The sequence below is a fragment of the Flavobacterium sp. NRK1 genome (genome assembly GCF_024054175.1).
Classification (GTDB): Bacteria; Bacteroidota; Bacteroidia; order Flavobacteriales; family Flavobacteriaceae; genus Flavobacterium.
In genome coordinates this window covers 3,089,431-3,101,830 of the sequence record NZ_JAMXLA010000001.1, presented here as the reverse complement: position 1 = coordinate 3,101,830, position 12,400 = coordinate 3,089,431, and the positions used below count along the sequence as shown (strand labels likewise).

Annotated in this window: 13 protein-coding genes; 5 read left to right on the top strand and 8 right to left on the bottom strand. The window is 34.6% G+C overall.

The features are described 5' to 3' along the window. Window positions 1-69 precede the first annotated feature (69 nt). The 7 genes from NHE85_RS14240 to NHE85_RS14210 all read right to left on the bottom strand — a co-directional run bounded on the left by NHE85_RS14240 (window position 70) and on the right by NHE85_RS14210 (window position 6,566). On the bottom strand, window positions 70-432 hold the full coding sequence (locus tag NHE85_RS14240; protein ID WP_252812812.1) for a nuclear transport factor 2 family protein: 363 nt from the start codon (window positions 430-432) through the stop codon (window positions 70-72). 2 nt (window positions 433-434) lie between these two features. Beyond that, a complete protein-coding gene (locus NHE85_RS14235) occupies window positions 435-1,364 on the bottom strand; it encodes a UDP-3-O-(3-hydroxymyristoyl)glucosamine N-acyltransferase (RefSeq protein WP_252812811.1) in 930 nt (309 codons plus the stop codon). Window positions 1,365-1,419: 55 nt separating this feature from the next. Further along, window positions 1,420-1,986 (bottom strand): elongation factor P, encoded by a 567-nt coding sequence (gene efp, locus NHE85_RS14230; protein ID WP_252812810.1) that lies wholly within the window; start codon window positions 1,984-1,986, stop codon window positions 1,420-1,422. Between the two features lie 92 nt (window positions 1,987-2,078). Next, a complete protein-coding gene (lpxA, locus tag NHE85_RS14225; protein ID WP_252812809.1) occupies window positions 2,079-2,864 on the bottom strand; it encodes an acyl-ACP--UDP-N-acetylglucosamine O-acyltransferase in 786 nt (261 codons plus the stop codon). An 11-nt stretch (window positions 2,865-2,875) separates the two neighbouring features. Beyond that, window positions 2,876-4,264: a bifunctional UDP-3-O-[3-hydroxymyristoyl] N-acetylglucosamine deacetylase/3-hydroxyacyl-ACP dehydratase gene (locus NHE85_RS14220; protein WP_252812808.1), complete on the bottom strand. Its 1,389-nt coding sequence runs from the start codon at window positions 4,262-4,264 to the stop codon at window positions 2,876-2,878. Between the two features lie 11 nt (window positions 4,265-4,275). Next, window positions 4,276-5,298, bottom strand: coding sequence for a UDP-3-O-(3-hydroxymyristoyl)glucosamine N-acyltransferase (lpxD, locus tag NHE85_RS14215; RefSeq protein ID WP_252812807.1), 1,023 nt, complete (start codon window positions 5,296-5,298; stop codon window positions 4,276-4,278). Window positions 5,299-5,321: 23 nt separating this feature from the next. Further along, window positions 5,322-6,566, bottom strand: coding sequence for an HD domain-containing protein (locus tag NHE85_RS14210; protein WP_252812806.1), 1,245 nt, complete (start codon window positions 6,564-6,566; stop codon window positions 5,322-5,324). A gap of 198 nt (window positions 6,567-6,764) precedes the next feature. Here NHE85_RS14210 and NHE85_RS14205 point away from each other — a divergent pair, with 198 nt between their 5' ends. The 5 genes from NHE85_RS14205 (at window position 6,765) to NHE85_RS14185 (ending at window position 11,374) form a co-directional block, all read left to right on the top strand. Then, window positions 6,765-7,046: a hypothetical protein gene (locus NHE85_RS14205; RefSeq protein WP_252812805.1), complete on the top strand. Its 282-nt coding sequence runs from the start codon at window positions 6,765-6,767 to the stop codon at window positions 7,044-7,046. Window positions 7,047-7,307: 261 nt separating this feature from the next. Further along, entirely contained in the window at window positions 7,308-8,858 is a 1,551-nt protein-coding gene (locus tag NHE85_RS14200; protein ID WP_252812804.1) for a PglZ domain-containing protein, read from the top strand. A 13-nt stretch (window positions 8,859-8,871) separates the two neighbouring features. Continuing rightward, the gene (gene tsaE / locus NHE85_RS14195) at window positions 8,872-9,279 is read left to right on the top strand and encodes a tRNA (adenosine(37)-N6)-threonylcarbamoyltransferase complex ATPase subunit type 1 TsaE (protein ID WP_252812803.1); all 408 of its coding nucleotides are present in this window, start codon (window positions 8,872-8,874) and stop codon (window positions 9,277-9,279) included. A 55-nt stretch (window positions 9,280-9,334) separates the two neighbouring features. Beyond that, the gene (locus NHE85_RS14190) at window positions 9,335-10,534 is read left to right on the top strand and encodes an alanine dehydrogenase (protein WP_252812802.1); all 1,200 of its coding nucleotides are present in this window, start codon (window positions 9,335-9,337) and stop codon (window positions 10,532-10,534) included. 12 nt (window positions 10,535-10,546) lie between these two features. Next, window positions 10,547-11,374, top strand: a complete 828-nt coding sequence (locus NHE85_RS14185) for a sulfite exporter TauE/SafE family protein (protein ID WP_252812801.1) — start codon at window positions 10,547-10,549, stop codon at window positions 11,372-11,374. On the opposite strand, the gene NHE85_RS14180 is transcribed toward NHE85_RS14185, so the two are convergent. Continuing rightward, complete coding sequence (locus NHE85_RS14180) at window positions 11,371-12,357, bottom strand: phosphotransferase (RefSeq protein WP_252812800.1); 987 nt, start codon at window positions 12,355-12,357, stop codon at window positions 11,371-11,373. The two genes, NHE85_RS14185 and NHE85_RS14180, sit on opposite strands and share 4 nt — an antisense overlap. Window positions 12,358-12,400 lie beyond the last annotated feature (43 nt).

The window sequence follows — 12,400 nt, the reverse complement described above, 5'->3', positions numbered from 1 at the left end:
TTTGTAAAATATAATTAAAGCTTTAACCGACTTTTATAAAGATATTTTTACTAAAAGATAATATAAGGTTTAACCAACTTGGCTCATCAAATAACCCTTATAGAACTTCTTATCTTTTATCTCCCAGATAACAACAAAGTGAGCAAGTATCATTTCTTCATTCGGGCTCTCAATAGGGTTTACATAATGATTGTAGCGCACAGTTACATTATTTCCTTCAGCGATAATATGGCTTATATCAAGCCTGGAAGATGTATAGGATTTCTGTAATTCAGCAGCGAGTGTTAATAAATCGCTTTTTTCTAATTGAAGATAACCTTTAGAGCTATTCCAGTAAACAATAAGGTCATCGTGCAGATATACTTTCATTGCTTCCGGTTTTCTATAAGCTCCGGAATTGTAATACTCTGATACTATTTCTTTTGCATCCATCGTTATTTGATTTTATTCAAAATTTCAGGAATCCGTTTTATAAATGCCATCTGTTTTAATTTTTCTCTGGCTTCTTCAGCTGGAGAACCAAAATACACCTTACCCCCTTCTAAAGATTTGCTTACACCGGATTGTGCCTGTATAACAGCTTTAGTACCAATAGTTATGCCACTTGTTGTACCGGACTGCCCCCACATGGTAACTTCATCTTCAATAATAACACATCCCGCAATACCTGTTTGAGCGGCAATAAGACATTTTTTACCTATTACCGTATCATGGCCAACATGTACCTGATTATCAATTTTTGTGCCTTCACCAATTGTTGTATCACCTGTAACTCCTTTATCTATTGTACATAGCGCACCAATTCCAACATTATCATGTAGTATTACCCTGCCACCTGATAAAAGCTGATCAAATCCTTCAGGACGTTTTTTGTAATAAAAAGCGTCTCCTCCTAAAACTGTACCCGAATGAATTATCACATTATCTCCAATAATAGTATTATCATAAATACTTACATTAGAATGAATAAGGCAGTTCTTACCTATTTTAACGTTATTTCCCACAAAAGTATTGGGCTGTATAACAGTCCCCTCTCCTATTTCTGCAGTAGCCGCGATTGTAACTCCTGAAGCCATAAATGGCCTGAAATACTTTGTAAGCTTATTAAAATCCCGAAAAGGATCATCAGATACCAATAATGCTTTTCCTTCCGGACAATCAACCTGTTTATTTATCAGTACAATAGTAGCAGCAGACTGAAGGGCTTTATCATAATATTTAGGATGGTCTACAAAAACAATATCCCCGGGCTCTACAACATGAATTTCATTCATGCCATGCACAGGGAAATTATCATCACCCACATATTCGCAGCCAATAACGGCAGCTATTTCCTTTAAAGGATAAACACTTGGGAATTTCATTTTTATATGTAATTAAATTCACAGATTTCTTTATAAAAATCTGTGAATATGTAATTTACTCTTTTACACGCTCTAAATATTGGCCTGTAGCAGTGTCTATTTTAATTTTGTCGCCTTCATTTATAAATAAAGGTACATTTACAGAAGCACCTGTTTCAACCTTTGCTGGTTTAGTAGCATTAGTAGCGGTATTGCCTTTAACGCCCGGTTCTGCATAAGTAACCTCAAGAACAACAGAAGCCGGCATATCTACAGAAAGCGGAGCATCAGTTTCAGTATTAATAATAACCATTACCATTTCTCCTTCTTTTAAAAGATCCGGAGCATCAAGAATATCTCTATGAAGCGATATTTGCTCATAAGTTTCAGAATGCATAAAGTGATATTGATCTCCTTCGGGGTATAAAAACTGAAATTTGTGTGTTTCAACCCTTACATCATCAATTTTATGACCTGCGGAAAAAGTATTATCCAATACCTTACCGGTAGTAAGACTTTTTAATTTGGTTCTTACGAAAGCCGGTCCTTTTCCCGGTTTAACGTGAAGGAATTCAATTATTTTGTATATATCATGATTAAATTTAATACATAATCCGTTTCTGATATCCGATGTACTTGCCATTACTTTTAATGTTTATTTATTTTATATGATTTGTGAAATTGTTAATTCGTAGAATGAGCAAATACTAATCCACAAATGATCAATTATCTTTATTAATATATTCCTGTATAACCTTTCATTACTCCTCGCGAAGAGTTCCTTATAAACAGGATTATTTCATCACGTTCAGGAGTAGCTTCCATTTCAGCTTCTATAATACTTAAAGCCTGTGTTGTATTATAATTTTTTTGATATAAAATCCTGTAAATGTCCTGTATCTCTCTTATTTTTTCCGGAGAAAAACCTCTTCGGCGAAGGCCAATAGAATTAATACCTACATAAGAAAGAGGTTCCTTTGCAGCTTTAGTAAAAGGAGGTACATCTTTACGGACTAGTGATCCTCCCGATATCATGGCATGATCACCAATACTTATAAACTGATGTATAGCAGCAAGACCTCCAATAATTGCATAATTCCCAACTGTAACGTGGCCCGCAAGAGCAACACCATTTACTATAATGGCATTATCGCCAATATGGCAATCATGCGCTATGTGAGCTGTTGCCATAACAAGGCAATTATTACCAAGTCTTGTCTGTCCCGAAGCAATGGTTCCTCTGTTTATAGTAACACACTCTCTTATAGTACAGTTATCGCCAATTATTGCAAGTGAATCTTCACCTCCAAATTTAAGATCCTGAGGCACTGCAGAAATTACAGCGCCGGGGAATATATTACAGTTTTTGCCAATTCTGGCACCCTCCATAATCGTGACATTAGAACCTATCCAGGTTCCTTCACCAATTTCCACATTGTTGTGGATGGTGGTAAAAGGCTCAATCACTACATTTTTAGCGATTTTTGCGCCCGGATGTACATATGCTAATGGTTGATTCATAAATTCTTTGTTTAACTATTTTTGACAATCTGTGCCATTAGTTCTGCTTCGGCAACAAGTTTACCGTTTGCATAAGCATTCGCCTGCATATGGCAAATTCCTCTACGGATAGGTGAAATAAGATCACATTTAAACACAAGTGTATCACCAGGAAGCACTTTATGCTTAAACTTAACATTGTCAATTTTCATGAAATAAGTAAGATAGTTTTCAGGATCAGGAACAGAGCTAAGTATTAAGATACCTCCGCATTGTGCCATAGCCTCTACAATAAGAACACCTGGCATAACGGGTGCTCCCGGAAAGTGACCAACAAAAAAGCTTTCGTTCATAGTCACATTTTTGAGTCCCACTACATGATTGTCGCTCATCTCAAGGATTTTATCAACCAGCAAGAATGGCGGACGATGCGGCAGCATACTCATTATTTTGTTCACATCCATTAAAGGCTCTTTATGCAGGTCATAAACCGGTACCTGATTACGCTCTTCAATTTTGATGATTTTCGACATTTTTTTAGCAAACTGGGTATTTACAAAATGGCCGGGTTTGTTTGCTATAACTTTACCTTTTATCCTTGTACCTATCAAAGCTAAATCACCTATAACATCAAGTAATTTATGGCGTGCAGCTTCGTTAGGATAATGAAGTGTAAGATTATCAAGTATGCCATTTGGCTTCACAGTAATACTGTCTTTTCCAAAAGCAACTTTAAGGTTTTCCATAGTCTCAGGAGAAATTTCTTTATCTACATATACTATAGCATTATTAAGATCACCTCCTTTTATTAGGCCATTTTGCAATAAGGCTTCCAGTTCATGTAAAAAACTAAAAGTACGTGATGAGGCAATTTCTTCTTTAAACTCACCAATACTTTTAAGAGTAGCATTTTGAGTACCTAATACTTTAGTACCAAAATCAACCATTGCTGTTACCTGGTAATCGTCAGAAGGCATAACAATTATTTCGCTGCCTGTAGTTTCATCAGTATATGATATTACTTCTTTAACAACATATACCTTACGTTCTGCATCCAGCTCTACAACGCCAACTTTCTCTATAGCTTCTACAAAAAATTTAGATGATCCATCCATTATAGGCGGCTCCGAAGCATCAAGCTCAATAATAACATTGTCAACATCGCAACCTACAAATGCTGCAAGAACGTGTTCTGATGTTTGTATTTTAACGCCTTTCTTTTCAAGGTTTGTACCTCTTTGGGTATTCACTACATAATTAGCATCAGCCTCAACTATCGGCTGCCCCTCTAAATCTACCCTAACAAAAGTGTATCCGTTATTTGCAGGTGCGGGTTTAAAAGTCATAGTAACTTCTTTACCGGTATGCAATCCTACGCCTTTTAATGAAATATCACTTTTGATTGTGGTTTGTTTAACCATTACCTGTCTATTTATTGTTTGATTTGTTGTTTAAGTTCATCTATGTCGGCTACAATTTTTGGAAAATTCCTAAAATGAACATAGGATTTATTAAAATCAGAATAACCTAAAGCAGGACTTCCCTGAATAGTTTCTCCATCCGGAATATTTTTCCCTACTCCTGATTGTGCCTGTATGCGTACTCCATTGCCTATAGTAATGTGCCCTACTATGCCTACCTGGCCCCCAATGATACAATTTTTACCTATTTTAGTTGATCCTGCAACCCCGGTTTGTGAAGCAATAACAGTATTTTCACCTATTACCACATTATGGGCGATCTGAATCTGATTATCCAGCTTTACCCCTTTTTTTATTATTGTAGAGCCAAGCGTTGCCCTGTCTATAGTGGTACAGGATCCTATATCTACATTATCTTCAATGATAACATTTCCTATTTGTGGTACTTTACTATATACTCCTTCATCATTAGGTGCGAATCCGAAACCGTCAGAACCAATAATTGCGCCGGAATGAATAGTACATCCGTTTCCAATTTCTGTTTCAGAATATACACGTACACCTGCAAACAGTATGGTATCATTTCCTATAATAACATTATCACCAACAAAACTGTTAGGATATATCTTTACATTATCTCCTATGATAACATTTTTTCCTATATAGCAAAAACTGCCTAAATAAAGATTCTCTCCATAGGTAACATTTTCAGAAATAACTGAGGGCTGTTCAATGCCGGATTTCATAAGCTTTACCTGATTATAGTATTCCAAAAGCTTAGAGAATGATTTATATGCATCATCAACTTTAATAAGTGTGGTATAAATATCATTTTCAGGCTCAAAATTCCTGTTAACAATAGTAATAGATGCCTGTGTGGAGTATATATATTGCAGGTATTTTGGATTAGCTAAAAAAGTAAGAGAACCATTAGTGCCTTCCTCTATTTTAGCAAGTTTATAGACTTCGGCATGCGGATTGCCCACAACCTCACCTTCCAGTATGCCTGCTATTTGTTCTGCTGTAAATTTCATCCCGACAAAAATATAAAATTAAATTAAAATGCCGCTTTTTCCAAAAGCACTTTTGGAAAACACAGGTAATACTTAGTAACAGGTTTAGACAAAGCCTTTAAATTCAACTGGTCAGAAGCGTCTACCACATCTTCTATGGTACGGTCTTTCTTTAATATATGTATAGGCTCCCCGGTTTTATTATAAGCCTGATTCTTTATTTTACCTTTAAAGACAAAATATTCAGCTTCTTTTTCAGTAAGCCCTGAAAATTCCACATATCGTTTCACCAAAGCCTTTACTTCGGTTTTATCAACTTTTTCAGCCTGCATTCTTATTTTGAGCAAGTCACGGTTAATTATCATCTTGCTAAGTTCCCGCAGTACAAAATCTTCATTAAATTGCCAGGATTTTACAGCACTAATAATATCAAAGTCGTCGAGATAAGAAAACTTTTCAAGTACATCGTCATTAAAATCATCAAGTGAAACTTTATTTTGCATAAAAAACTGTAAAGGCTCACTTGCAGGTAATACTATACCTACCTGAGTAAGTTCTTTTGCACGTTTAAGTATTTTGGTCATTATAAGTTCTGCAGCAACACTTGTTTTATGTAAATAAGCCTGCCAGTACATTAGCCTCCTGGCAACAAGGAACTTTTCTACAGAATATATCCCCTTCTCTTCTATTACCAGCATATCGTTTTGCACGTCAAACATCTGAATAAGCCTTTCAGAATTTATATTTCCTTCTGCCACACCCGAATAAAAACTGTCCCGTTTAAGATAGTCCATCCTGTCCATATCCAATTGACTGGAAATAAGCTGTAACATAAAATGACGATGGTATTCTCCTTTAAATATTTGTATTGCCAGACTAAGCTTTCCTTCAAATATTTCATTAAGCCTGTCCATAAATAATAATGAAATAGCTTCATGATGTACATCTTCTGCAATACTATGTTCCATAGCATGAGAAAAAGGCCCATGCCCAATATCATGTAATAAAATAGCAATGTTAAGTGCGGTTTCTTCTTCTGGGCTTATATCTGTGCCTTTAAATTTAAGTACCTGTATGGTTTTTTGCATTATATGCATACACCCCAAGGCATGATGAAAACGTGTGTGATGTGCGCCGGGATAAACAAGATATGACATTCCCATTTGAGAAATACGCCGCAATCTTTGAAAATAAGGATGCTGAATAAGATCGTATATCAGCGGATTAGTTATTGTTATAAACCCATAAATGGGGTCATTTAATATTTTAAGCTTGTTTATTTCGCCCACAGTGCTGCTAAATTTTACACAAATATACTAATTAAGGTACTGGCAAAAGCCCGAAAAACACGTTTTTTAACTCAGTTAGCTTACTCTCCATTAACGTAAATTAATAAAAAAGCGTTAAACATTGGTTAATCCTAAAAAGTTAGCCTACTGAATAAGAACATTATACCTAATTTTATAGTACAAAATAAGTTAACTGTCATGAAGATTCTGTTATTTTCCATAAGTATATTTTTTGCATGTTCTTTTAAGATACATGCACAGGAAGAGAATGACAGAACCATGAAACAGCCGCCTCCTATCACTCAGGCACAAGTGGAAAAAGATGCCGCCCTAGCAAAGCAGGAACGCAAAAAACATGAAAAAGAAAAGAATGAGTTGAAAGAAGAAAAACAAAAAGTAGAAGACAAAAATGTAAATTCTGATTTAGAACCTACACCTTCTACAAGAAAAACTTCAAAACAGCCTGGAAAACAACAATAACGTTATTTTTTGTTACTTAGGTTATTGAAGGAGAGCTCTGCAGATCATATCTGCAGGGCTTTTTTGTTTATTTACATGCAAGGGTATTTTTCTTTAATTTTTAAAAGAAAAAACGAATAATTTTTAATGAAGTTATTAGTTGTAATAACAGCTGAAACAGGATTGAGCGGCCTAATATTTTTATAAAAAAATTAGGATTAATTTCCTTACTTTACGCTAACTTGCAGGATTATTTAAGAACAAAATTACGCCTCATAAAATATGAATGAGATTAAGATACTTTGGGTTGATGATGAAATAGACATGCTAAAGCCCCATATTCTTTTCCTTGAAAAGAAAAACTATAAAGTTACCACAGCAAATAACGGACAGGATGGATTAGATCTCTTCGATCAGGAAAATTTTGATATCGTTTTTCTGGATGAAAATATGCCCGGGCTTAGCGGACTGGAAACGCTTACCATGATGAAAGAAAAGAAATCTTCCGTTCCGGTAATTATGATTACCAAAAGTGAAGAAGAATATATAATGGAAGATGCAATAGGGTCTAAAATTGCCGACTATCTTATCAAGCCTGTAAACCCTAATCAAATACTACTTTCATTAAAGAAAAATCTTGACAATTCACGCCTGGTGTCCTCTAAAACAACTTTAGATTATCAAAAGGAATTTAGAAAAATTGCTATGGATATGGGTATGGTAAATTCATGGGAAGAGTGGATTGACATGTACAAAAGGCTTATTTTTTGGGAACTCGAGCTTGAAAATATTGAAGACCAGAGCATGGTTGAAATATTAGAATCACAAAAAGTTGAGGCCAATTCGCAATTTGGTAAGTTTATAGAAAAAAATTATGAAGACTGGTTCGACCCAAAAGCCGATAAACCTGTACTTTCCCATAATTTGTTCAGGGAGTTGGTTGTGCCTGAAATTAAAAAGAAACAGCCTATACTTTTTGTAGTTATCGATAATCTGCGTTATGATCAGTGGAAAGCCTTTGAAAGTGTTGTAAACAATCATTACAAGCTTGAAAAAGAAGCCCCTTTTTATTCTATTTTACCTACAGCCACCCAATATGCCCGTAATGCAATATTTTCGGGTCTGACACCTTTGGAGATGGAAAAAAAATATCCGCAATACTGGAAAAACGATGTTGATGAAGGTGGAAAAAATCTTTATGAAGCAGAATTCCTTACAGAGCAGCTTCGCCGACTGGGGTTAAATATTAAACAGGAATATTATAAAATTACCAATTTTAAAGATGGTAAAAAACTCGTAGATAACTTTAAGGGTCTAAAAGATAATGATCTTACTACAGTAGTATACAATTTTGTTGATATGCTGTCGCATGCAAAAACAGAAATGGATGTTGTAAAAGAACTAGCATCTAATGATAAAGCATACCGCTCACTTACATTAAGCTGGTTCCGTAATTCACCTTTACTGGAAATGATACAGCAGGCACAGCAAATGGGTATGAAATTAATACTTACAACAGATCACGGTACTATAAATGTGAAGAATCCAAGTAAAGTAATTGGTGACAAAAACACCAGTCTTAATTTAAGATATAAAACAGGCCGAAGCCTTACTTTTGAAGATCGTGATGTTTATCATGTTAAAGATCCAAAAGCAGTTCAGCTGCCAACTATCAATATGAGCAGTTCTTTTATATTTGCTAAGAATGATTACTTTCTGGCTTATGTAAACAACTATAATCATTATGTAAGCTATTATAGAAACAGTTATCAGCATGGTGGTATTTCATTAGAAGAAATGATTATACCTTTCCTGGTATTTAACCCTAAATAATTATCTTCACAATATGGAAATTACATTTTCTTTAGAAGAAATTGACGCAGCTGCACAACAGGTTTTAGCACAAAATATAAAAAAAACAATACTTTTTCATGCCGGAATGGGTGTAGGGAAAACAACGTTTATAAAAGCTATAGCCCGCCAGCTGGGAGTAAAAAACATGACATCAAGCCCAACTTTTTCGCTTGTTAATGAATATGAAACTGAAAATGGCGATATTCTTTATCATTTTGACCTATACAGAATTAACAGCGAAGAAGAAGGTTATGATATGGGTTTAGATGAATATTTTTATTCGGGTAATTTATGTCTTATAGAATGGCCTGAAAAAACACCTAACCTTATACCCATAGATCATACGTCAATCAGTATAAAGCAATTACCGGACGGTAAACGTCATCTAACTGTAAAATAGTTAAGTAAGCTTTAGTTTTTTTTGTAATTTAGAACAAAATATCCAACAACCAGCCATGTCATTGTCATTAACACCTTTTACAAAGCAGCAGTTGCTGCCGCAGGAAGAGAAACTTGAAGTTGAGCGTCAAAAGAGTGAACTTTTTATTGGTATACCAAAAGAAACCTCCTATCAGGAACGCAGAATATGCCTGACACCCGATGCGGTTAATTCTTTAACTGCACATGGCCATCGTGTTATGATAGAAGCCGGTGCGGGAATGAGTTCCAGCTATAGCGATAAGGAATATAGTGAAGCAGGTGCCGAAATAACACAGGATACAAAAAAAGTATTTGGCTGTCCTGTTATTTTAAAGGTTGAACCACCTTCCGTTGCAGAAATTGAAATGATGAATCCTCAAACCCTCATTATTTCTGCATTACAATTAAAAACCCAAAAGAAAGAATATTTTAATGCATTGGCAGCTAAAAAGATTACTGCACTTGCTTTTGAATTTATTAAAGATGAAGATGGCTCCTATCCTGCCGTAAAATCATTAAGTGAAATTGCAGGAACAGCTTCGGTGCTTATTGCTGCCGAGCTTATGATAAATCAAAAAATAGGCAAAGGCTTATTAATGGGTAATATTACAGGTGTTCCACCTACAGAGGTTGTAATTATTGGAGCCGGTACAGTTGCCGAATTTGCCGCAAAAACCGCTTTAGGATTAGGCGCAAGCGTAAAGGTTTTTGATAACTCCATAAATAAACTCCGCAGGTTACAAAACAATCTTAAAGAACGAATCTTCACCTCTACTATTCAGGAAAAATCGTTACTTAAAGCCCTTATGCGTTGCGATGTTGCTATTGGAGCTATGAAAGGTAAAAACCGCACTCCTATTATAGTTAGTGAAACCATGGTTGAGCATATGAAAAAAGGAGCCGTTATAATAGATGTATGCATTGATACAGGAGGTTGTTTTGAAACATCTGAGGTTACTACTCATGAAAAACCTACATTTGTAAAAAACAATGTAATACATTACTGTGTTCCAAATATACCGTCTAGATATTCTAAAACAGCATCAATGTCTATAAGTAATATAATCAGTCCTTTTTTATTACAAATGGCGGAAGATGGAGGTATTGAAAGTTCCATACGATGCAATTTAGGATTAAAGCATGGTATTTATTACTATCATGGTGTTTTAACAAATCGTTCAATTGGAGACTGGTTTTCGTTAGGATACAGAGACATCAATTTATTTTTAGTTTAAAAAAGCTCTTTTTTGGAAGCATATTTACTACTCGTTTTAGCAGGACTACTTATTGGATTTACAGGAACACTTATAGGTGCCGGTGGTGGTTTTGTTCTTGTACCCCTACTTCTTATTTTTTACCCGGAATTGAGCCCTGATATAATAACTGCAATATCTATTGCAGTAGTTTCCGCTAATGCTATTTCAGGGTCTTTTGCTTATGCCCGTTCTGGAAGGATTGATTATAAAGCAGGTATAAAGTTTGCTTTATATACTATACCAGGATCTATTTTGGGCGTTTTCCTAACAGAATATATATCTGGTAATTTTTTCAATTTCTTATTTGGATTTTTTATGATTGCACTTTCTGTTTATTTACTGACTAAAAAAAGTAAAGCAACTGAGCAAACAGTATTTGTAAACCCTAAAAAAGGACTAACTTCCAGAACAATTACCGATAAGTCAGGAACAATCTATACCTATAATTATAAAGAGATCTATGGTAATACGATAAGTGTTATAGTAGGTTTTATTTCTCCTTTACTTGGTATCGGCGGCGGAATTATCCATGTACCTGCAATGGTAAACTGGTTAAAATTCCCAGTACATATTGCTACAGCAACATCTCATTTTATACTTGCAATTATGGCGACAGTTAGTGTAATTACTCATGCTGTAAATGGAAACTATAACGATCCGGAAATTATAAAAATGATTTTGTTATTAGCTTTAGGTGTAATTCCCGGAGCTCAGTTTGGTGCATACTTCTCTCATAAAATAAAAAGTAGTGCCATAATCAAAGCGCTGGCCTTTTGTCTTGCAATTGTAGGTTTAAGAATACTGTTTAAAGCTTTTTAATATTCCATCCAATTCTGTATTAATGGTATTCTGCTTTTTATAAAATTTGGAGTGAAAAAGATATTGGACCAATCATCAAAATTTTCTACATGAAAGCCAAAATAAAATATCCAGAAGCCTAAACCAAAATATTTAATTGAGTTGATCTCTTCATCACTTACCGGTTTAACCAACCTATATGCTTCAAGGAATATAGTAAAACATCTGTCAGCCTCTTCCCTTGTCATTTTTTTATAATAAACCTCGAGGAAAAAATGTATATAAAAACTCATTATGTCATTTATAAGATATCCTTTTCCTGAGAAATCAAAATCAAAAAATGTAAGTTTCTCACTTCCCTTAAAATGAAAGTTTTTGGGTAAAAAATCATATTGACAGTATCCATAACTAAATTTACTAAAATCTAATTTAGACATTTTGCTCACAGTATTATTTACTATTTCACATAATACCTCATACTCTTCATCCATTTCTACAAATGCTGGCTTTATTACCTTGATAGGATTCAATAGTGTGGACTGAATAGAATATTCTTTTCTTTTATGTTTCAATGTAACTTTTGAAGATAGAATATGAAGTTTAGCCATTTCGATACCTACCAACTTAAGCTGTTTGTCATTCATAGCATAGACAGGTTTACCTTCAGCATAAGAAAACATAACACCATAACGAATACCCTCAGCAGCATTAAGAGACTGTAAAAAATTTCCAGATACATCTTTAACCGGATATGACACTGATGCTCCGTTATTAATATAAAAATTTAATAATTCAACCTCCCCCATAATTTCGTCGTAAGACCTATGGGCATCTCTATATATTTTAAAGATGTACTTTTTGTTAGTAGCCTCAACAAGGTAAGTATCGCTTACATTGTGTACAATAAGCGTACATTTATCAACTACAAAATCATATTGCTCAGACAAAAATAATTTTAAAGCCCTTGCTGACAAAACGGAGTATTGCGTAGGAAAAATATTCATGTTGCAAAGTTATACGCAATTTCTATTTTTAAACGAAAAAAGC